This window comes from Psychroserpens sp. NJDZ02 (assembly GCF_004843725.1).
Lineage (GTDB): Bacteria > Bacteroidota > Bacteroidia > Flavobacteriales > Flavobacteriaceae > Olleya.
In genome coordinates, this window is the sequence record NZ_CP039451.1 from 517,983 (window position 1) to 542,140 (window position 24,158).

The following is a 24,158-nucleotide window of genomic DNA, read 5'->3' on the forward strand; positions in this document are numbered from 1 at the left end:
TGCTTTTTCATACTAACCAACCAATGTAGTCATTACTCGTTTCTGTATAGGTAACCACACCTAATATTAAAAAGTCAACGTAATTGAATACTAATTATATTAAACCAAATCCTATGCCAAACTTTATTTTCAAAGCTTTAAATAACCATTTAATTTAGTTATTTTGCATTATCGATAAACTAACACTATGACTGAACCACTATTTACAAATGATACTGTCGTTTTTGGCGTATTAATGCTAGCATTAGGCTTGATATTTTATACGGAATCCCTAAAAGGAGGGTTTTGGGAAAAGTTTTACAAAATAGTACCTGGTTTATTTATGGCCTACATGTTACCTGCTATATTGACTACTATAGGAATAATTGCGCCAAAATGGACTTCCTTAAACCCGTCAGGAGAAGTTGTAACACATGAAACAAATTTATACTTTGTAGCTAGTCGTTACCTTTTACCTGCTGCTTTAGTGCTAATGACATTAAGTATCGACCTAAAAGCCGTATTTAATTTAGGATGGAAAGCGTTAATTATGTTTTTTACTGGTACTGTAGGAATCGTTATTGGGGGCCCTATTGCTATCCTAATTATTTCCGCAATCTCTCCAGAAACAGTTGGTGGTGCAGGACCAGATGCTGTATGGCGTGGCTTATCGACATTAGCTGGAAGTTGGATTGGCGGCGGTGCCAACCAAACTGCAATGTTAGAGATTTATGGCTATAACCAAGCAGAATATGGCAAAATGGTCTTTGTAGATATTGTAGTGGCTAATGTTTGGATGGCTATTTTATTAATTGGGATTGGAAAACGGGCACAAATAAATAAATGGCTAAAAGCAGATACCTCTTCCATTGAAGCCTTAAAAGAAAGAGTCTCTTCTTTTACAGAAAGCGTAAAACGAAACCCAACGGTAACAGACTTAATGTTACTAGGCGCTATAGCTTTTGGGTCAGTAAGTACTGCACATTATTTGGCAGACCATTTGGCACCTTACTTTGGCAAAGTTGTATCAAACATAGCGTCACAAACTTTAAAAAACACCTTTACCTTTTTAGATAGCACTTTTTTCTGGATGATTAGTATTTCCACAATAATAGCCATTTTACTATCTTTTACTAAAGCAAAAAACTTTGAAGGTGCCGGTGCAAGCAAATTTGGAAGTGTCTTTATTTATATTCTGGTTGCCACTATAGGAATGAAAATTGACATTGCTTCAATATTTGACAACGTTGGACTTATAGGGATAGGTTTTATATGGATGACCATTCACGCCATATTATTAATAGTTGTTGCTAAGTTAATAAGAGCACCTTATTTCTTCTTAGCTGTAGGTAGTCAAGCTAATGTTGGTGGTGCAGCATCTGCCCCAATTGTTGCTTCAGCTTTTCACCCTTCTTTAGCGACAGTAGGTGTATTACTAGCCGTATTTGGATATGCTGTCGGTACTTTAGCCGCAATTGGTTGTACTATTTTAATGCAATTAGCGTCCGGTGGTTAGTATTATTGTTTATTTTAATTGATATTTGCTAACGATAAAACCGACTTTAAATGAAAAAAATTTTTACATTATTACTTTTAGTTTCTATATTTTCTTGTGGAGACGACGCTGACAAATTAACTGTTAAAGGGACCGTTAAAGGTTTAAAAAAAGGAACAATCTACTTAAAAAAAGTACAAGACACCTTATTAGTGACTATGGACTCCATAATTATCAATGGGAGTTCTGAGTTTAAGTTACAATCTGCTATAACTGAACCAGAGATGTTTTATTTATATCTAAATAAAAACACTAAAGAAGATGACCGCATATCTTTTTTCGCAGATAAGGGCTTAACCGAAATCAATACAACGTTAAAAAACTTTTCTTACGATGCTAAAATCAAAGGATCAAAGCAACATGCAACTCTAGAAGAGTATCTTGCCATGATTGCTAAGTTTAATAATAAAAATTTAGACTTAACGAAGGAATTGTTTGAAGCTTCTAAAGTAAACGATACTGTTAAGCTAAAACAAACAGAGCTAGCCTTAAATAGCTTTACTAAAAGGAAATATTTATACACTGCAAACTTTGCAGTTTCTAATAGTGATAGTGAGGTTGCTCCTTACTTAGCCCTTTCTGAAATATATGATGCTAATATTAAATACTTAGATACTATAAACACGGTTTTAACACCTAAGGTAAAAGCTTCAAAGTATGGAAAACAATTAAATCAATATATTATAGATATTAAAAAATCAGAACAATAGACCGATCTATTTACACCAACCCAAAAGGCCATTTAATTTAATAAATGGCCTTTTTTTTATTTGTGTTTTATACAAAAAAAAAGCTTCTCAAAATTGAGAAGCTTTTTAGAGCCGATGGAGGGACTCGAACCCACGACCTGCTGATTACAAATCAGCTGCTCTAGCCAGCTGAGCTACATCGGCAAAAGAGTTTGCAAATATAAGTCTAATATTTAGATTGACAAACTTTTTTTTAAATAAATTTATCCTAATTTATTTATTCTTTCAATTAGTGCACGTCCTTTAACTTCCAAATCAGATTTGATAGCCCCAAAATGCGCTTTTTTATTCTCTACATCTTTAGCGTTTAATTTAGCTATAAGGTCGTCAAATGTTTCTATAGCGTCATCTATAATTGCTTCACTTTTAGTATTTTCTTTATCAGTGTTTGAATATTCCCAAACATATACTGCTTCAATAATATCTCCTAAAACGTAATTAATGTCTTTTTTTAGGTCTCTTTTATTTGCCATAACTTTTAAATTTATTTAACTGCAAAGCTACATATAAAGTTCGAAATTAGAACTATTTATATGCATTTTAAAGCCTTTATTTATAATAAATAGGTTATTTACCAGAATAACTAACAAAGTTTCTTGGTGTCTCATAAAGCGTAACCTCTAGGTCTAAGTTAGGTTTTAACTTTGCTTTGATTTTATTATAGATAATAACCACTATATTTTCTGCAGTTGGGTTTAAATCTTTAAACTCAGCAACATCTAAATTCAGATTTTTATGGTCAAAAGCATCTTCAACTTCAACTTTAATAATATCTTTTAAAATTTTGACATCTATAACAAATCCTGTTTCCTGATCTATATCACCTGTAACACTTGCTATCAATTCATAATTATGACCATGATAGTTTGGGTTATTACATTTTCCAAATATCTCATCATTCTTTTCAAACGACCAATCCTTACGATATAATCGATGTGCTGCATTAAAATGAGCTTTTCTACTAACTGTTACTCTCATGGTTGATATTTATAAAATGGTAAAACTTATCAAAGATAATTATAAACCAAGCGGTATACAAGTGCGGTTGTGCTTCTATATCCTTTCTTACATCCTCTAGTGGCATCCATTTCCAGTGCTCTACTTCCTCTTTATTTATAATTGGGTTGTCTTCATAATAGCCAACCATAATGTGATCTAATTCATGCTCTGTTAAACCATTATCAAAAGGCGCTTTGTATATAAAAGAAGTCTTTTCTACCAAACTTGTTACAAAACCCATCTCTTCCATTAAACGTCTAGAACCTGCTTGTAAATTAGTTTCGCCTTCTCTTTGGTGACTACAACACGTATTTGTCCATAATCCAGGAGAGTGGTATTTAGTTAATGCTCTTTGTTGTAGCATTAACTCATTTTTATCATTGAAAACAAAAACTGAAAAAGCCCTGTGCAATAGCGCTTTTTCATGCGCTTCCATTTTAGGCATTACTCCTATTTGTTCATCAAATTCGTTAACTAAAATTACGTTTTCTTCTTTCATTCATTATAATTGATACACAAAGTTAATAATTAGAATTTTGAATATTTTGTTTTTAGTTTATTTTAATAAAAAAAGCATCTCTAAAAATAGAGATGCTTTTTGTTAATCTAAAACTTGTGATCTTATCTAGAAATAATAATAAAATTACTTCTTCTATTTAAATCATGCTCTTCTTCGGTACATTTAACATCGTTACTACAGCTATTTACTAACATAGTCTCTCCATATCCTTTACCCTCTAATCTATCAGCAGCAATGTTCCCTTTTTGGATTATATATTGTTTAGTTGATACGTTTCTTCTGTTAGATAAAGCCCAGTTATAATCGTCTGATGCTCTAGAATCTGTATGTGACTGTACGTCAGTCCTTACTGAAGGGTATTTTATCATATAATCAATTACTTTCTTTAATTCTAATTCTGCATCAGGTCTAATGTTAGATTTATCAAAGTCAAAATATATCGGATTTAAGTTTAAGACCTCTACTAAATCCATACCAACTTCTGCAGGTTGTGAAGTTTCTGGTGTTAACTTAAGCGTTAAAACAACATCTCCTTTCTTCTTAGGATTAACTAAAAACGTTTGATCTGCTTGAATATAACCATCTTTAGATGCTATAATACTATACTTCTGTTTGTTGCATGGACCTTCATAGTTAAATGCTCCGTTTTGATCTGAAGTCAAGTTTTGTACTTCTACACCTTTTTGATTTATAACCACCACACTTGCGTAAGGTATAATAGCATTTGTCTTTTTATTTAAAGTAGTTCCTGAGACTAATTGCGTACAAAAAGTTCTAGTAAACTTATAAATATCATCATCCCCTTTACCATTATATCTATTTGACGTTAAGTATCCAATGTTAGAAAATTCGTCAATAATAAATTCAAAATCATCCCTAGAACTATTAATTGGTTTACCTAAATTAGTAATCTCTTGATTTGGGTCATCCAGTTTAGTCATAAAAATATCTAAACCTCCAAGACCTTGTTGTCCGTCTGAAGAAAAATATAATGTACCATTGTTACTGATATATGGAAAATTTTCTCTTCCCTCTGTATTAATAGCATCGCCTAGGTTAACAGGTTCTCCATAAGCACCATCTTCTAAAATATCGACGTAATAAATATCAGATTTACCATGAGTTCCTGGCATATCACTTGCAAAATATAATTTAGTTTCATCTAAACTTAATGCTGGATGTGCCACATTATAATCGTCATTATTAAATGGCATGCTAACCATCTTTTTCCATGCACCATTTACAAATTCTGCTTTAAAAATTTTTAATCCATTAACTTTCTCTCCACTTTTTCTAACCTTCCCTTTAAAGTAGTTATTTCTTGTAAAATAGACTGTGTTTCCATCCTGTGTAAAAGAAGTCGAAGACTCATGAAATTTAGTATTCAAATTTTCCGAAAAAGGAACTACAGTAACAGAGTCGTCACTTTTAAAATATAAATCTAAAAATGGCTGTTCGTTCCATTTATATAATTCACCATCACCCCTAGAAGATGCAAATACGATCCCATCTTTATAAAAAGAAGTTCCAAAATCTGAAAAACGTGAATTTAAATCTAAATTTTCTAATTCAAAATCACCTGAAAGCGCTTCAATAGCTTCTAAATAATTTGGTGATTTAGAAAATAAAATTGCTCTAGAATCTTCTGGTTTATAAGTTGCAAATTTTTTCATATTAACATTAGCATTCTCATAGTCACCAATTGCTTTTAAGCTCATTGCATATCTATAATAGTACTCATATTCTACAACTGCATCTAACATCAATAACTCTCCATACCACTTAGCTGCATCTTCCATCTTAGAATTAAAATAGTAAGAGTTAGCAAGCTTTTTATAAACCTCAGGTGTTTTATTTCCTTTCTCTACTAGTTTCAACAATTCTTTTGTTGTCGCTACGTAAGACAATTTATCATACTTTTTATCCACACCTCTAGAAATACCATCATTTTGTCCAAATGAAAATGTAAACGTTAGTGCAATGATTAAGGTAGAAAATATATATTTATTTTTCATAGTCTATAGTATCAAAATATTAAAAGAATCTTGGTGATAAAATTTTAGTTACATCTCTTGGTTCAAATCTTAAAAAGACTTCAAAAGAACCTGAATCAAATTTAGTTAACCCTAAATCCGTAACCTCTCTATCGTAACCAAACCCTAACATAACACTATCAGATACCTGATATCCTAAAAGTCCACTTACAGCTGCTGACCAACGGTATGCTAAACCAACAGTAAATTTATCTTTATATAATGCATTAACTGTTAAATCTGCCTGTAAAGGTGCTCCAGAAACTGCTTTCGCTAGAAAAGCTGGCTTCAGTTTTAAATCTCTATTGACATCAAACACATATCCTCCCATTAGATAGAAATTCATTCTCTCTGATGCTTCTGATAATGATCCTTTATCCAAATACTTTGTTTCAAGCATATTAGGAACTGAAAGCCCTAAATACCATGTATCAGCACTTCTATAATAAATACCAGCTCCAAATTGAGGTGAAAACTTATTATCTATATCGTTAGCGAATAACGGATCTCCATTATTATACTGATTTAATTCTGAATATTTTATATCCATTAGACTTCCTCCAGCATTTATCCCTAAAGACAATTTACCTTCATCTGAAGTGTCAATTGAATAAGAAAAGGAAACATCTAAAAAAGTTTCTTGAGTTGGTCCTATCCTGTCATTAACAACAGAAAGTCCAAGACCAATTTTTTCTTCGTCTCCTATAGGCGAATGAATATTAAATGTTCCTGTATCAGGTGCTCCGTCTAAGCCCACCCATTGTGTACGATATAACACTAATGCACTTAAGCCATCTCTAGCACCAGCATATGCTGGATTAATACTAAGCGTATTGTACATGTACTGCGTGTATTGCGCATCTTGCTGTGCAGATACATCTACCATACAAAAGGCACTAATTACAGTTACTAAAATTAAAATTCTATTTTTCATTATAAATAGGGTATGAATTTATTTTTTATAAGAGGCAGTTTAAAACTACCTCTTTTTTTTAAAATGATTAACGTTGAATATATAAATATCCTGCTCTTGATTTAGTATCACCTTCTTTAGTGTATTCTACTATATAAAAGTATGTTCCTACTGGTAATAATTCTCCTTCTTTAACATTAACCCTTCCGTTAGATCTACCATCAAAATAGTTCCCATTTGATCCATAACTTGATGTTTCATAAACGACTACTCCCCATCTGTTATAAACCTTAACAGTGTTTTCTGGATACAACTCTATATTTCTAATTACAAACACATCATTATCTCCATCTCCGTTAGGTGTAACTGCATTAAACATTTCAAGATCATCTTCTGAAGGTGCTGCATTATTAACATCTAAATAATCTGGTAAACCATCACCATCACTATCTACAGCATCATCACCAAACCCAATACCATTATTATTAGGATCTGGGTACTCATCAAGAGTTAAAACTCCGTCATTATCATCATCCACATCTAAATAATCAGGGATACCATCTCCATCTGTATCATCATTCGTTGGGTCGTTATCTCCTGTTGGATCAACATCTCCATCTGACACATCTGTATCAGCATAATCTTCATTAATAGTATCAACACCATCATTATCATCATCCATATCTAACCAGTTAGCTGTACCATCTCCATCCGTATCTCCTAAAGGAAATTCTTCGCCGTTAGGCACATTATCAGAATCACAATCTCCTGCTAACCACTCCATAGATTGAGGAACAGTAGTGCTTGCTATTAAAAATTCACATGGATTTAATGGATCCGTATTATCCTCTAATTCCGTTCCATTAATTACACCATCACCATCGCAATCTAAAGCTTCCCAAGTCGGAGAAACCATAGTCAAGTCTTGACTTCCTATTGTGTAATCACAAATATTAAGAGGATCAGTTCCCTCTAGAATCTCTTGTCCGTTTGTTACTCCGTCCCCATCGCAATCACCTGCTAAGAACAAAGCATCTTGAGGTAATGTCATGCTTGCGACAACAAAATCACATGCATCATTTGGATCTGTTCCATCTAATGCTTCTTGTCCATCTGTTACTCCATCTCCGTCTGTATCAGGATCTGTTGGATCTGTTGTGTTTCCTGCTGGATCTGCTGGTGTTGCAGGATCATCTACTCCTGTAATTTCCTCTGCATCCGTTAATCCATCATTATCACAATCTGCTCCTGAATCTATTGGTAATGTAATACTTCCGATTACATAATCACATGAATCATTTGGATCTGTTCCATCTAATGCTTCTTGTCCATCTGTTACTCCGTCTCCGTCTGTATCAGGATCTGTTGGATCTGTTGTGTTTCCTGCAGGATCTGCTGGTGTTGCAGGATCATCTACTCCTGTGATTTCTTCAACATCTAATAATCCATCATTATCACAATCTGCTCCTGAATCTATTGGTAATGTAATACTTCCGATTACATAATCACATGAATCATTTGGATCTGTTCCATCTAGTGCTTCTTGTCCATCTGTTACTCCGTCTCCGTCTGTGTCAGGGTCTGTTGGATCTGTTGTGTTTCCTGCTGGATCTGCTGGTGTTGCAGGATCATCTACTCCTGTAATTTCCTCTGCATCTGTTAATCCATCATTATCACAATCTGCTCCTGAATCTATTGGTAATGTAATACTTCCGACTACATAATCACATGAATCATTTGGATCTGTTCCATCTAGTGCTTCTTGTCCATCTGTTACTCCGTCTCCGTCTGTATCAGGATCTGTTGGATCTGTTGTGTTTCCTGCTGGATCTACTGGTGTTGCAGGATCATCTACTCCTGTAATTTCCTCTGCATCCGTTAATCCATCATTATCACAATCTGCTCCTGAATCTATTGGTAATGTAATACTTCCGATTACATAATCACATGAATCATTTGGATCTGTTCCATCTACTGCTTCTTGTCCATCTGTTACTCCATCTCCGTCTGTATCAGCATCCGTTGGATCTGTTGTGTTTCCTGCTGGATCTGCTGGTGTTGCAGGATCATCTACTCCTGTAATTTCCTCTGCATCCGTTAATCCATCATTATCACAATCTGCTCCTGAATCTATTGGTAATGTAATACTTCCGATTACATAATCACATGAATCATTTGGATCTGTTCCATCTAATGCTTCTTGTCCATCTGTTACTCCATCTCCGTCTGTATCAGGATCTGTTGGATCTGTTGTGTTTCCTGCTGGATCTGCTGGTGTTGCAGGATCATCTACTCCTGTAATTTCCTCTGCATCCGTTAATCCATCATTATCACAATCTGCTCCTGAATCTATTGGTAATGTAATACTTCCGACTACATAATCACATGAATCATTTGGATCTGTTCCATCTAATGCTTCTTGTCCATCTGTTACTCCGTCTCCGTCTGTATCAGCATCCGTTGGATCTGTTGTGTTTCCTGCTGGATCTGCTGGTGTTGCAGGATCATCTACTCCTGTAATTTCCTCTGCATCCGTTAATCCATCATTATCACAATCTGCTCCTGAATCTATTGGTAATGTAATACTTCCGACTACATAATCACATGAATCATTTGGATCTGTTCCATCTAATGCTTCTTGTCCATCTGTTACTCCGTCTCCGTCTGTATCAGCATCCGTTGGATCTGTTGTGTTTCCTGCTGGATCTGCTGGTGTTGCAGGATCATCTACTCCTGTAATTTCCTCTGCATCCGTTAATCCATCATTATCACAATCTGCTCCTGAATCTATTGGTAATGTAATACTTCCGACTACATAATCACATGAGTCATTTGGATCTGTTCCATCTAATGCTTCTTGTCCATCTGTTACTCCGTCTCCGTCTGTATCAGGATCTGTTGGATCTGTTGTGTTTCCTGCTGGATCTGCTGGTGTTGCAGGATCATCTACTCCTGTAATTTCTTCAACATCTAATAATCCATCATTATCACAATCTGTTACTGCTGTAATCTCAACTGTAATATCTGGAACATTATAGTCACATTCATTATTTGGATCTGTATTGTTTGTTCCTTCTGTACCATCTAATACACCGTCACCATCTGAATCTGGATTTGTTGGATCTGTAACGTTACCGTTTGGTGTATCCGTTGTTATTGGATCATCAACCCCTGTGATTTCCTCCTCATCTGTTAAACCATCATTATCACAATCTGTTACTGCCGTAATCTCAACTGTAATATCTGCAACATTATAATCACATTCATTATTTGGATCCGTATTGTTTGTACCTTCTGTACCATCTAATACACCGTCACCATCTGAATCTGGATTTGTTGGATCTGTAACGATACCGTTTGGTGTATCTGTTGTTATTGGATCATCAACTCCTGTGATTTCTTCTTCATCTGTTAAGCCATCATTATCACAATCTGTTACTGCTGTAATATCTTCTGTAATATCTACAATGTTATAATCACATTCATCATTTGGATCTGTACTATTCGCTATTTCTATAGAATCTAAAACTCCATCGCCATCTGAATCTGTATCTCCAACAATATCAGTATCTGTTACCGCTATTGGATCAGCTCCATTGGCATCTAATACATCATCGTAAGTTACAGTTACTTCGTCACCTAGTTGTGTATTAAAAATTCCATCTTCATCTGTTCCTGCTGTTGTTCCAAATACAGTATCAACTGTTCCTTCGAATACACCTGTATCTGCACCTGTTTCTGTTAATGTAACTGTTTCAGTTTCTAGTGTAATATCATTTACAACAATCACATCAATAGTTTCTATAACCGCTGGATCTGTGTTTAAATCATTATCTGTTACAACAATATCTAAGGTATCTCCCGATACCGAAGTATCAGTGATATCTACTGTTCCTGTTACACCTCCTACAACATCATCAGTATCTGTTACTGCTATTGGATCAGCTCCATTAGCATCTAGTACATCATCGTAAGTTACAGTTACTTCATCTCCTGCTTGAGTATTGAATGTTCCATCTTCATCTGTTCCTGCTGTTGTTCCAAATACAGTATCAACTGTTCCTTCGAATACACCAGTGTCAGCTCCGGTTTCTGTTAAGGTAATTGTTTCTGTTTCTCCTGTATCCTCATTTACAACAACCACATCAATAGTTTCGATTGCTGCTGGATCTGTATTTAAATCATTATCAGTTACAACAACATCTAATGTTTCTCCTGGTGTTGAAGTTTCTGTGATTTCAACTGTTCCTGTTTCTCCTCCTACAACATCATCAGTATCTGTTACTGGTATTGGATCTGCTCCATTAGCATCTAATACATCATCGTAAGTTACAGTTACTTCGTCTCCTGCTTGAGTATTAAATATTCCATCTTCATCTGTTCCTGGTGTTGTTCCAAAAACAGTATCAACTGTTCCTTCGAATACACCAGTGTCAGCTCCGGTTTCTGTTAATGTAATTGTTTCTGTTTCTCCTGTATCCTCATTTACAACAACCACATCAATACTTTCGATTGCTGCTGGATCTGTATTTAAATCATTATCCGATACAACAACATCTAATGTTTCTCCTGGTGTTGAAGTCTCTGTAATTTCAACTGTTCCGGTTACACCGCCTACAACGTCATCAGTATCTGTTACTGCTACTGGATCTGCTCCATTAGCATCTAATACATCATCGTAAGTTACAGTTACTTCGTCTCCTGCTTGAGTATTAAATGTTCCATCTTCATCTGTTCCTGCTGTTGTTCCAAAAACAGTATCAACTGTTCCTTCGAATACACCAGTGTCAGCTCCTGTTTCTGTTAAGGTAATTGTTTCTGTTTCTCCTGTATCCTCATTTACAACAACCACATCAATAGTTTCGATTGCTGCTGGATCTGTATTTAAATCATTATCAGTTACAACAACATCTAATGTTTCTCCTGGTGTTGAAGTTTCTGTGATTTCAACTGTTCCTGTTTCTCCTCCTACAACATCATCAGTATCTGTTACTGGTATTGGATCTGCTCCATTAGCATCTAATACATCATCGTAAGTTACAGTTACTTCGTCTCCTGCTTGAGTATTAAATATTCCATCTTCATCTGTTCCTGGTGTTGTTCCAAAAACAGTATCAACTGTTCCTTCGAATACACCAGTGTCAGCTCCTGTTTCTGTTAATGTAATTGTTTCTGTTTCTCCTGTATCCTCATTTACAACAACCACATCAATACTTTCGATTGCTGCTGGATCTGTATTTAAATCATTATCCGATACAACAACATCTAATGTTTCTCCTGGTGTTGAAGTCTCTGTAATTTCAACTGTTCCGGTTACACCGCCTACAACGTCATCAGTATCTGTTACTGCTACTGGATCTGCTCCATTAGCATCTAATACATCATCGTAAGTTACAGTTACTTCGTCTCCTGCTTGAGTATTAAATGTTCCATCTTCATCTGTTCCTGCTGTTGTTCCAAAAACAGTATCAACTGTTCCTTCGAATACACCAGTGTCAGCTCCTGTTTCTGTTAAGGTAATTGTTTCTGTTTCTCCTGTATCCTCATTTACAACAACCACATCAATAGTTTCGATTGTTGCTGGATCTGTATTTAAATCATTATCTGTTACAACAACATCTAAGGTTTCTCCTGGTGTTGAAGTTTCTGTAATTTCAACTGTTCCATCTACACCTCCTACAACATCATCAGTATCTGTTACTGCTATTGGATCTGCTCCATTAGCATCTAATACATCATCGTAAGTTACAGTTACTTCGTCTCCTGGTTGTGTGTTGAATGTTCCATCTTCATCTGTTCCTGCTGTTGTTCCAAAAACAGTATCAACCGTTCCTTCGAATACACCAGTATCTACTCCTGTTTCTGTTAAGGTAATTGTTTCTGTTTCTCCTGTATCCTCATTTACAACAACCACATCAATAGTTTCGATTGCTGCTGGATCTGTATTTAAATCATTATCCGTTACAACAACATCTAATGTTTCTCCTGGCGTTGAAGTCTCTGTAATTTCAACTGTTCCTGTTTCTCCTCCTACAACATCATCAGTATCAGTTACTGCTATTGGATCTGCTCCATTAGCATCTAATACATCATCGTAAGTTACAGTTACTTCGTCTCCTGGCTGTGTATTGAATGTTCCATCTTCATCCGTTCCTGCTGTTGTTCCAAAAACAGTATCAACTGTTCCTTCGAATACACCAGTATCAGCTCCGGTTTCTGTTAATGTAATTGTTTCTGTTTCTCCTGTATCCTCATTTACAACAACCACATCAATAGTTTCGATTGCTGCTGGATCTGTATTTAAATCATTATCCGTTACAACAACATCTAATGTTTCTCCTGGTGTTGAAGTTTCTGTGATTTCAACTGTTCCTGTTACGCCTCCTAAAACATCATCAGTATCTGTTACTGCTATTGGATCTGCTCCATTAGCATCTAATACATCATCGTAAGTTACAGTTACTTCGTCTCCTGCTTGAGTATTAAATGTTCCATCTTCATCTGTCCCTGCTGTTGTTCCAAAAACAGTATCAACTGTTCCTTCGAATACACCAGTGTCAGCTCCGGTTTCTGTTAAGGTAATTGTTTCTGTTTCTCCTGTATCCTCATTTACAACAACCACATCAATAGTTTCAACTGCTGCTGGATCTGTATTTAAATCATTATCTGTTACAACAACATCTAATGTTTCTCCTGGTGTTGAAGTTTCTGTAATTTCAACTGTTCCTGTTTCTCCTCCTACAACATCATCAGTATCAGTTACTGCTATTGGATCTGCTCCATTAGCATCTAATACATCATCGTAAGTTACAGTTACTTCGTCTCCTGGCTGTGTATTGAATGTTCCATCTTCATCTGTCCCTGCTGTTGTTCCAAAAACAGTATCAACTGTTCCTTCGAATACACCAGTGTCAGCTCCGGTTTCTGTTAATGTAATTGTTTCTGTTTCTCCTGTATCCTCATTTACAACAACCACATCAATAGTTTCAACTGCTACTGGATCTGTATTTAAATCATTATCTGTTACAACAACATCTAATGTTTCTCCTGGTGTTGAAGTTTCTGTAATTTCAACTGTTCCGGTTATACCTCCTACAACGTCATCAGTATCAGTTACTGCTATTGGATCTGCTCCATTAGCATCTAATACATCATCGTAAGTTACAGTTACTTCGTCTCCTGGCTGTGTCTTGAATGTTCCATCTTCATCCGTTCCTGCTGTTGTTCCAAAAACAGTATCAACTGTTCCTTCGAATACACCAGTATCTACTCCTGTTTCTGTTAATGTAATGGTTTCTGTTTCTCCTGTATCCTCATTTACAACAACCACATCAATAGTTTCGATTGCTGCTGGATCTGTATTTAAATCATTATCCGTTACAACAACATCTAAGGTATCTCCTGGTGTTGAAGTCTCTGTAATTTCAACTGTTCCGGTTACGCCTCCTACAACATCATCAGTATCTGTTATTGCCATTGGATCAACTCCGTTAGCATCTAATACATCATCGTAAGTTACAGTTACTTCGTCTCCTGGCTGTGTGTTGAATGTTCCATCTTCATCTGTTCCTGCTGTTGTTCCAAAAACAGTATCAACCGTTCCTTCGAATACACCAGTATCTACTCCTGTTTCTGTTAAGGTAATTGTTTCTGTTTCTCCTGTATCCTCATTTACAACAACCACATCAATAGTTTCGATTGCTGCTGGATCTGCATTTAAATCATTATCCGTTACAACAACATCTAATGTTTCTCCTGGTGTTGAAGTCTCTGTAATTTCAACTGTTCCGGTTACACCTCCTACAACTGTATCAAGATCTGTTGGATTTGCTGTTCCTCCTGTTGCAGTTAAAGCATCATTATAAGTTACTGTTAATTCATCACCTGTTTGCGTATTGAATGTGCCGTCATTATCTGTTCCGGCTACTGCACCAGAAGTCGTATTTACTGTTCCTTCAAACACACCTGTATCAGCTCCGGTTTCTGTTAATGTAATTATTTCTGTTTCTCCATTATCACTAACCACTGTAACGACAATAGTTTCGATAACTGCTGAATCTGCATTTAAATCATTATCTGTTACAACAACATCTAAAGTATCACCTGGTACTGAAGTATCCGTGATATCTACTGTTCCGGTTACACCTCCTACAACATCATCAGTATCTGTTGGACTTGCTGTTCCTCCTGTTGCAGTTAAAGCGTCATTATAAGTTACTGTTAACTCATCACCTGCTTGCGTGTTGAATGTTCCGTCATTATCTGTTCCGGCTACCGCGCCAGAAGTCGTATTTACTGTTCCTTCAAATACACCTGTATCAGCTCCTGTTTCCGTTAACGTAACATTTTCAGTTTCTCCATTATCACTAACCACTGTAACTATAATAGTTTCGATAACTGCTGAATCTAAATTTAAATCATTATCTGTTACAACAACATCTAATGTGTCGCCTGGTACTGAAGTATCTGTAATATCAACTGTTCCAGTTACACCTCCTACAACATCATCAGTATCTGTTGGACTTGCTGTTCCTCCTGTTGCAGTTAAAACATCATTATAAGTTACTGTTAACTCATCACCTGTTTGCGTATTGAATGTTCCGTCATTATCTGTTCCGGCTACTGCGCCAGAAGTCGTATTTACTGTTCCTTCGAACACACCAGTATCTACTCCAGTCTCTGTTAACGTAACATTTTCAGTTTCTCCATTATCACTAACCACTGTAACTATAATAGTTTCGATAACTGCTGAATCTGTATTTAAATCATTATCTGTAACGACAACATCTAATGTGTCGCCTGGTACTGAAGTATCTGTGATGTCAACTGTTCCGGTTACACCTCCTACAACATCATCAGTATCTGTTGGACTTGCTGTTCCTCCTGTTGCAGTTAAAACATCATTATAAGTTACTGTTAACTCATCACCTGTTTGCGTATTGAATGTTCCGTCATTATCTGTTCCGGCTACTGCGCCAGAAGTCGTATTTACTGTTCCTTCGAACACACCAGTATCTACTCCAGTCTCTGTTAACGTAACATTTTCAGTTTCTCCATTATCACTAACCACTGTAACTATAATAGTTTCGATAACTGCTGAATCTGTATTTAAATCATTATCTGTAATGACAACATCTAATGTGTCGCCTGGTACTGAAGTATCTGTGATGTCAACTGTTCCGGTTATTCCTGTTAATATCTTTAAATCAGCTGAAGCTTCTTCTTGACAAATATTTGCTTCATTAGTAAACACTACATTATATACATTTCCATCATCTGCTAATGCCAATGCTGGTGTTGTATAACTTATTTCAGTTCCTGAAGTTGTTGTTCCCGATGCTCCAGAAATATTAGTAAAAGTTGTACCTCCATCAGTACTCAATTGCCATTGGTAATTAAGATTTGTACTTGCAGTTGTTACTGGCGTTGTTGCTACAATAGTAGCAGAAGCAGTCGCTGTAAAAGTTGCAGTACCACCAACAGAACCATCTTGATCCGTTGGAACGGTATCTATTGAAGTTGTTATTCCTTGTAAAAAGGTAAAACTACCCGCTAAAGTTTGTGGAGTTGTAGTATATGTATTTCCTGTAATTCCGGCTGCAATCACTAATCCATTTGTATCTACATCAGCTGAAGTTATAGTTCCAGTTCCGTAAGTTCCATTATTATCTGAATCAGCATTTTGATTAGCATATGCCTCGTCTGAATCATTACAACCATCACCATCACTATCTGAATCTAAATAATCAGGAGTACCATCACCATCTGTATCAGGTGCATTTTCTGTAATAAGCACAGTTGCTGGGTCAGGAAAAGTACTTAATTCACACTCGTCAAACAATAAAGAATAATATCTATCAATAATTTGATTTCTATTTTTAACGACTCCAATTGTAAAATTTAATTGCGCTGTATCTTGTTTTTGGAAAAATACTCTATGTGTATTTGCTAAATTTATAGGGTCCGTTCCATTTACTATAGAGCCTGTACCATCGGCAGTAAACTGAATTACTTCTGGTCCTAAAGCTGGATCAATAATTGTTGTCGCTAATATATTTGTAGGATTAGCTAAAGAATACCCTACAACCTCATTTACTCTGTAAAATTCTCTATCAAAATTTTCTCCGTCAACATCTTGAAAAAATCCACCTACTTGAGGCACTATAACAGATGTTGTAGTTCCTGAAGTTACAAATCTTACATTAAATGTAATTTTTCTCTCTCCATTAGCATTGGCAGCATATCTTATTCTAGGTTGAAAAGCGCTAGAAACACCAAATGTTGTATTATTAATATTAACTAATGTAACACCAGTATCTTTGGATGTGATTGTTACTATAGCATCTAGTCCTGTAGAAACATTAGTAAATCTATATTGAGCATTAACATTTCCTGCACCACCACCTGTACCGGTAATATAAGTTGCATTACTAAAAGCATACTCGTTTCCTGTACAAGCACCTGGATTAGATACAGTACTTGGATTAAATTGATAACCTTCTTGTATGTCAGTAATACCGTCATTATCGTCATCTAAATCATCCGGATTTAAAACACCATCACCATCAGCATCAGTAGGAGTCGATTTATCTCTAAAATCTACATTTCCACCTGAATTTAAATCATTATCAGAATCTGGTAAAAGAGCAGTATCATTTATTGTACCGTTTGGATCACTATAGTCCGGTAAACCTCCAACTAATGCATTCGTAGTATCAATTGCGTCATCAAGACCGTCTCCATCTGTATCTGTATTAGCTAATGTTAGACCCGCTTCTACTGTATCATTGGCTCCTTGGTTATCTGAATCTAAATCTAAATAATCAGCATTATCAACTGTGTCTGTATTGACTGGCAATAAACCAAGCTCTTCATTGTTGAAATTATAAGATACCGGTAAACCATTCACAGTTGCATCTGGAATACCATCTCCATTAGAGTCTAAAGGTGCAATATATCCTAAAGTTGATTGTGCTTCATTATTATCTGGAATACCATCACCATCAGCATCTAAATCTAAATGATTTGGAACACCATCATTATCTGGGTCTAAATTTGCACATACACCATTAGCATTTAATGTACAAAAGTCTCCGTCCTGATAATTAAATACGCCATCTGAATCTGCGTCACCAGTTGGATCTACTCCACCTGACTCTACAGTATCCAAGATACCATCGTTATCATCATCAATATCCACATTATCGAACACTCCATCTCCATCTGTATCTATAGGATTACATTCAAAACTTTGAACTAAATCATTTGCCGAATCCCCTACAGTTTGACCTGCATTTTCATCTACATCACTAGGTACACCCGTAGTAGAATCTACAGTTCCTGTTAATTGACCGTTAGCATCAACATTTGTACTATTTAATGTTCCACCACCTTCAATAGCATCTGGACATCCATCTCCATCACTATCATTATCTAAAGCGTTTGGAATACCGTCACCATCTGTATCAATGTTTTCATAAAATACAGGAGTAGCAACCCAATTATCGTCTGGTACACAAGGCTCTATAGCCAATGAGTGGTTAGACGTATTAGAAGAAGTATCCCCAAACCTAAAACTAACAGAAGATACTAAAGAATATGACGCAGCAACTTGATACTGAGGAGAAGTAACTGCTACTCCCGCAATAAAAGTACCATCACTTACATACCCTACACTAAATCCATTTGCATTTGCAGGTTTTCCAACATAAAGATTTTCATTTGTAGGAGAATCGACATAGACATCTGAAGTAAAACCATCAGCATATGTTACAAATTCAAAGACATCATTATCAATAGTCGTTAAAATATATGTAGAAACTGGCGCAGGTGTTGTGGTACCTGAAACAACAAAATCAATTTTAAATTCCGTAAAACTTGTAGCTGACGCATGATCAATTTGTGGTTGAAAAAAAGAATCCAAGCCAGTTGTTGTAACATCTAAAACAACTATACTATTATCATTTGAAGAAACTACTGTTACGATAGCATCGACACCTGTGTAAACATTGTTATATAAAAATGAATCCCCTACTGTTGGATTATTAATATCTGAACCTAAATAATTATTTGGACCTTGAGCAGCTCCAAAAGAAGGAGATTCTAAATTAGTACATGTTATTATATTTTGTTCGTTTGTATCTAAAATACCATCATTGTCGTCATCTAGATCACAAGCATCAGGAACATTATCATTATCATTATCTGCTCTATCATCATAGCCTGGACAAACATCTAAATTATCAATAACCCCATCTCCATCACTATCACATTGTCCATTAGTATCAAAAGCTGAAGCATCCTGAGAATTCCCAGTAGTTTGACCGTTAGTTGTATCAACATTATTAGGTACCCCTGTTAAAGGGTCAACCGCACCATTAAGCTCACCATTTGAGTTTACTTGCCCTATAACAATAGCATCACCACCTTCTAAAGCATCAAAACAACCATCGTTATCACTATCCAAATCTAAATGATTTGGTATACCATCACCATCTGTATCATATACATCTGGAATACCATCTGAATTTGAATCTATATAATTCGTAACACTTCCATCTCCTCCTGCTCCATTATCATCTGTTGTATCTTCATAGTTAAGTATACCATCTCCATCTTCATCTCCATCAGGATTATTACCATTACTTTCATCTATATCCAAAATACCATCATTATCATCATCCAAATCATTACATGATGCTATATTATCCCCATCTTCACCTTCTTCTAACTCAATAATTAACTCGGCCACACCTGTTGAAAGGGTAGATCCGTCCATTTCCGAATGATACGTTATTGTAATTGTATCTGTTGTAAATGAAGAATTTAAAGGTGATGTATAACTTAAATTGAATTGGTAATCACCATCTACATTTTGCCCATTACTACTAGATGTAACTGTACTACCATTAGCAGACTCATTAGTTGTTACACTATCTATGATAACATCTCCACAAGATGCACTAATAACTATTGGTATTATTTGAGTTTCACCTCTATTTACACAATCTTCATCTATAACAGTATATCCATTTGATTGCAAACCTAATTCAGGTTCTAATAATGACACTACTTTTGAAAAACCAGATAAAAACCCTGCTGTCCCCGAATTTGTAGGAGAACCAACTAAAAGACCTAAGTGAAAATATGACCCTGGTGACGATGCATTATTAAGTGTTGCTAAAACATTCGCATTTGGAATTGTAAATGTCACCCAATTAGAGCCTGCTGGACTACCTGTCACTGGATATGTTGTAATGCCTAAATCAGTTATACTATCCCCATTAAAAGTAAAATTAGCTTGACCCGAACTTTCCAAAACAACAACAACACTATTATTAGAACCAACAAAGTTCAAAAAATTAATATCCTGACTTCCTCTACAAATTATAGATGGTACCACAGCCATTCCAAATTCATCTGTATCTAAACCAGTTACGTGATATAAATATGATGGTTCCGAAAATTTCACATAAACATTTTCAGAAACTATAGAATAATTTATATAGTCTCCCGCAAGAGCTAAAGTTCCTGTAACAACAGGTTCTGTTCCATCATAAATCTCATAAGTTGTATTCGCCGTCGCTGCGACTAGAATCGTATAATCATTTGTACTTTGCCCTCTTGGTAAAATATATTCTGTATCTAAAAGACTAACTGGTATAATTTGATCGATACCCGCATCTGCAGCATTATGCGTAGCAAAACTCTGACGTATATGTTGTGCTCCTAAAGTAACTGCTATATTTTCATTTGATGAAATATGGGCCCCAGTAATATTATTTGTAAGATTCGTTTCATCAGCGTTCTTTACAACATAAGTTTCATACTTATTTAATCTAAACGTTACAGAATTAATGGTACTAGCTCCAGCATTATCTGCCAAAAATAACCCTGTAGGCATTGTAATAGTCACGTCAGTATTATCCTCTGTTGCCATTACAGATATAAAATGCCTATCATCATCACTATAATCAGCATTCAAAACTTGAGTTTGAGACCCTGCATAAAACTCTAGCCCTAATGCATTTGTCCCTTTCAACGTTATAAACGACTTATTATTAGCAGAATCATTTGTATGTACAGCCTGTACAGGTTGTGTTGCGGTAATAATTATACCTTTATCACTTTCTACCGTATTATAATTACTAGTATCACCTTCATCCAAAACATCTCCTGTTAATTGAATTTTAATGGGCGCAATATTAGTAGCCACCCCTTGATACAATATAGTTCCGTCTGACTTAGAAACAGTAACGTCACTTGAAGCATAAGGTGTTGTTATTATTAGAAATGTGGGACCATTATTACTATTTCCAATAGGATCTAAGACAGGTGCCATATAAAACTCGGTATCAAACTGAGCTAATGCACTAAAACTAAAAACAAACAAAAACAAGAGCATAAAAACTCTTTTTATACTTACAAAATTTGAAATGGTAATCTTACTATTCATAATGATAATATTATTATTCAATAACTTAAAAAAACATTTAATAAAGGTTAATCACAGAGTATTACCTAATGTCTGATAATAAAAAACATTGGAGAACAAGTGGTTAACTTAAAAGGCTTAATATTTTGCACAAACAAGATCATAGATGCGAAGCTTTAATTTTAATTCTTGAATGTCTCATTACTAGTGACAAATGCCACATTTAACTCTACGAAAAAAACTAAAAATTTGCTTTCAAATGAAAAAATTTTTACAATAAATATTGCTAATGGAACGAAAAGAACATAAATACGAATATATTAAATGCCTTTGCTTTAGAGAATGGAATAAAGATTTTCATGCTATTGTGGGAGAATTTATTTTTTAATCGTTTTTTTGTGGGATCTTATCTTCAATTATGCTTTTACACAATATCAAGCACAAATGTAAATAGTAAAAGACATTTTTGATTTAATTACACCGCTTAAAGTATTGATTTTCGTTAAACAGTTGCTTTTGTGGGTTCAACGCAAAAAAAAATCACCCTTAAATAATGACTAAAAAGTCAACAATATTCGCTTAACAACACTAATCATAGGCAACAAGTGATTATTAACATAGTTTTAACCAAAAATAATCGACTTACCCAATAATTCCTAGACCAAATACATTGTAACAATTGTCACGCATTAAGAATAAATAAATTAGAGAAGTAGGACGTTAAAGCCGATACTTCTATATTTGTAAAAATTTATTTAATGAAATTCTTAGACGAGATTAAAAGAAGAAGAACCTTTGGGATTATATCGCATCCAGATGCTGGTAAAACGACACTTACAGAAAAACTATTACTTTTTGGTGGTGCTATTAACGAAGCTGGAGCTGTAAAAAGCAATAAAATAAAAAAAGGGGCTACCAGTGACTTTATGGAAATAGAACGTCAGCGTGGTATATCCGTTGCAACTTCTGTCCTTGCTTTTGAATATGATGGCATTAAAATAAACATTCTGGATACCCCTGGTCACAAAGATTTTGCTGAAGATACGTTTAGAACACTAACCGCTGTTGATAGTGTCATTGTTGTTATTGACGTAGCAAAAGGTGTTGAGGAACAAACTGAAAAATTAGTAGAAGTTTGTCGCATGCGTAACATACCTATGATTGTCTTTATTAACAAAATGGACAGAGAAGGTAAAGATGCTTTTGAGTTATTAGATGAAATAGAACAAAAATTAAAGTTAAAAGTGACCCCTTTAAGCTTCCCTATAGGTATGGGGTATGACTTTAAAGGAATATATAATATTTGGGAAAAAAACATAAATTTATTTAGTGGTGATAGTAGAAAAAATATTGAAGATACTATCGAAATTAACGACTTAAATTCTGATGAATTAACGACATTAATTGGAGAAAAAGCAGCAGATACATTACGTGAAGAAATAGAATTAGTCGAAGGTATTTACCCAAAATTCAGCAATGAAGCCTACCTTAAAGGTGAGTTACAACCCGTCTTTTTTGGTTCTGCCTTAAATAGTTTTGGAGTTAGAGAACTATTAGATTGTTTTGTTGAAATAGCCCCAAAACCTAGACCTAAACAAAGTGAAGAGCGTCTTGTTAGACCTGAAGAGGATAAATTTTCTGGTTTTGTTTTTAAGATTCACGCCAATATGGACCCAAATCACAGAAATAGACTGGCTTTTGTAAAAATTGTGTCTGGAGAATTTAAAAGAAACACACAATATTTGCACGTAAGACATAATAAAAAGGTTAAATTTTCTAGTCCAAATGCCTTTTTCGCAGAGAAAAAAGAAATTGTAGACATCTCCTATCCTGGTGATATCGTTGGACTACAAGATACTGGTACTTTTAAAATTGGAGATACATTGACCGAAGGTGAAATCCTTAATTATAAAGGTGTTCCTAGCTTTTCTCCAGAGCATTTTAGGTACATTAATAATGCAGATCCTTTAAAATCTAAACAATTAAATAAAGGAATAGACCAACTAATGGATGAAGGTGTTGCCCAGTTATTTACTTTAGAATTAAACGGAAGAAAAATAATTGGTACAGTTGGAGCACTACAATACGAAGTTATTCAGTACAGATTAGAGCATGAATATGGGGCAAAATGTACTTATGAAAACTTAAATGTTTACAAAGCCTGTTGGGTAGATCCTACAGATAAGAAAAATAATGAATACAAAGAGTTTATAAGAGTCAAACAACGTTATTTAGCAAAAGACAAGAGAGGTCAATTAGTCTTTTTAGCAGATTCTCCGTTTTCGTTACAAATGACACAACAAAAATATCCGAGTATCAAATTTCACTACGTTTCAGAGTTTGAGTAACTGAAAATGGAATTTAAAGTTGTTTTAACGCGCTTTTACAAAATTAACACACAAATATATCACTGTTTTATTTAAGACAACATAAAGCGATTTAAAAACACCTTTAAAAAATAAATCATAATTTAATTCTATAATTTAACAATAAGCAATAGTAATAAACTATACTTTGTGACGTAAATAAAAAAAGCCTTTTTACTAATTAGTAAAAAGGCTTTTTATTTTATGCTTGACCTGTAGGCCCAAAATTTAATGGAATTGGAGCTTGTTCATAATCTTTAATTTCTCCGTGTGCTTTTTCAAATCTTTGAACATTTTCGGACAATGCCTTTAATAATCTTTTGGCATGTTGCGGCGTTAATATTATTCTAGATTTAACTTTACTTTTAGGAGTTCCTGGCATAATACTTACAAAATCCACAACAAACTCTGAAACTGAGTGATTAATTATTGCTAAGTTAGAGTAAATCCCTTCTGCGATTTTCTCGTCTAACTCAATATTTACTTGTCCCTGCTTTGGTTTCTTATCGTTATTATCTGTCATACTTTTATTTTTTAAACAAAGAATCCTGCATTAATGCAGGATTCTTTTAATTATTATATTTTAGAAATTAATCTATACATTCTAGTT

At 34.8% G+C, this 24,158-nt stretch carries 10 protein-coding genes and 1 tRNA gene; 3 read left to right on the forward strand and 8 right to left on the reverse strand.

All coding sequences use genetic code 11. The annotated features are described in order from the left end of the window. Positions 1 to 187: 187 nt before the first annotated feature. Together E9099_RS02405 and E9099_RS02410 are read left to right on the forward strand one after the other, a co-directional pair. Positions 188 to 1,495, forward strand: a complete 1,308-nt coding sequence (locus E9099_RS02405) for a DUF819 domain-containing protein (protein ID WP_136582141.1) — start codon at positions 188 to 190, stop codon at positions 1,493 to 1,495. Positions 1,496 to 1,545: 50 nt separating this feature from the next. Next, positions 1,546 to 2,244, forward strand: a complete 699-nt coding sequence (locus E9099_RS02410) for a DUF4369 domain-containing protein (RefSeq protein ID WP_136582142.1) — start codon at positions 1,546 to 1,548, stop codon at positions 2,242 to 2,244. A gap of 109 nt (positions 2,245 to 2,353) precedes the next feature. Here the strand turns inward: E9099_RS02410 and E9099_RS02415 are convergent. The 7 genes from E9099_RS02415 to E9099_RS02445 all read right to left on the reverse strand — a co-directional run bounded on the left by E9099_RS02415 (position 2,354) and on the right by E9099_RS02445 (position 21,203). Continuing rightward, positions 2,354 to 2,427 (reverse strand) — tRNA-Thr (locus E9099_RS02415). Between the two features lie 59 nt (positions 2,428 to 2,486). Continuing rightward, positions 2,487 to 2,756 (reverse strand): hypothetical protein, encoded by a 270-nt coding sequence (locus tag E9099_RS02420; RefSeq protein ID WP_136582143.1) that lies wholly within the window; start codon positions 2,754 to 2,756, stop codon positions 2,487 to 2,489. A 94-nt stretch (positions 2,757 to 2,850) separates the two neighbouring features. Then, entirely contained in the window at positions 2,851 to 3,261 is a 411-nt protein-coding gene (locus tag E9099_RS02425; protein ID WP_136582144.1) for a 6-pyruvoyl trahydropterin synthase family protein, read from the reverse strand. Continuing rightward, positions 3,245 to 3,781, reverse strand: coding sequence for an isopentenyl-diphosphate Delta-isomerase (gene idi, locus E9099_RS02430; protein ID WP_136582145.1), 537 nt, complete (start codon positions 3,779 to 3,781; stop codon positions 3,245 to 3,247). The genes E9099_RS02425 and idi overlap by 17 nt, the downstream gene beginning before the upstream one ends. Positions 3,782 to 3,903: 122 nt before the next feature. Further along, positions 3,904 to 5,817 (reverse strand): OmpA family protein, encoded by a 1,914-nt coding sequence (locus tag E9099_RS02435; protein WP_136582146.1) that lies wholly within the window; start codon positions 5,815 to 5,817, stop codon positions 3,904 to 3,906. A gap of 19 nt (positions 5,818 to 5,836) precedes the next feature. Further along, positions 5,837 to 6,769 (reverse strand): type IX secretion system membrane protein PorP/SprF, encoded by a 933-nt coding sequence (locus tag E9099_RS02440; protein ID WP_136582147.1) that lies wholly within the window; start codon positions 6,767 to 6,769, stop codon positions 5,837 to 5,839. A 67-nt stretch (positions 6,770 to 6,836) separates the two neighbouring features. After that, positions 6,837 to 21,203, reverse strand: coding sequence for a gliding motility-associated C-terminal domain-containing protein (locus E9099_RS02445; RefSeq protein ID WP_136582148.1), 14,367 nt, complete (start codon positions 21,201 to 21,203; stop codon positions 6,837 to 6,839). A gap of 737 nt (positions 21,204 to 21,940) precedes the next feature. Between E9099_RS02445 and E9099_RS02450 the strand changes: the two genes are divergently transcribed. Next, positions 21,941 to 23,530: a peptide chain release factor 3 gene (locus E9099_RS02450; protein WP_136582149.1), complete on the forward strand. Its 1,590-nt coding sequence runs from the start codon at positions 21,941 to 21,943 to the stop codon at positions 23,528 to 23,530. A 220-nt stretch (positions 23,531 to 23,750) separates the two neighbouring features. Here the strand turns inward: E9099_RS02450 and E9099_RS02455 are convergent, their stop codons facing one another. Beyond that, positions 23,751 to 24,071, reverse strand: a complete 321-nt coding sequence (locus E9099_RS02455) for a DUF3467 domain-containing protein (RefSeq protein ID WP_136582150.1) — start codon at positions 24,069 to 24,071, stop codon at positions 23,751 to 23,753. Between the last annotated feature and the right edge of the window lie 87 nt (positions 24,072 to 24,158).

Bases quoted from the DNA above. Each gene is read 5' to 3' on its own strand.
- E9099_RS02405 (WP_136582141.1), top strand. From the start codon at position 188: ATGACTGAACCACTATTTACAAATGATACTGTCGTTTTTGGCGTATTA.
- E9099_RS02410 (WP_136582142.1), top strand. From the start codon at position 1,546: ATGAAAAAAATTTTTACATTATTACTTTTAGTTTCTATATTTTCTTGT.
- E9099_RS02420 (WP_136582143.1), bottom strand. From the start codon at position 2,756: ATGGCAAATAAAAGAGACCTAAAAAAAGACATTAATTACGTTTTAGGA.
- E9099_RS02425 (WP_136582144.1), bottom strand. From the start codon at position 3,261: ATGAGAGTAACAGTTAGTAGAAAAGCTCATTTTAATGCAGCACATCGA.
- idi (WP_136582145.1), bottom strand. From the start codon at position 3,781: ATGAAAGAAGAAAACGTAATTTTAGTTAACGAATTTGATGAACAAATA.
- E9099_RS02435 (WP_136582146.1), bottom strand. From the start codon at position 5,817: ATGAAAAATAAATATATATTTTCTACCTTAATCATTGCACTAACGTTT.
- E9099_RS02440 (WP_136582147.1), bottom strand. From the start codon at position 6,769: ATGAAAAATAGAATTTTAATTTTAGTAACTGTAATTAGTGCCTTTTGT.
- E9099_RS02445 (WP_136582148.1), bottom strand. From the start codon at position 21,203: ATGAATAGTAAGATTACCATTTCAAATTTTGTAAGTATAAAAAGAGTT.
- E9099_RS02450 (WP_136582149.1), top strand. From the start codon at position 21,941: ATGAAATTCTTAGACGAGATTAAAAGAAGAAGAACCTTTGGGATTATA.
- E9099_RS02455 (WP_136582150.1), bottom strand. From the start codon at position 24,071: ATGACAGATAATAACGATAAGAAACCAAAGCAGGGACAAGTAAATATT.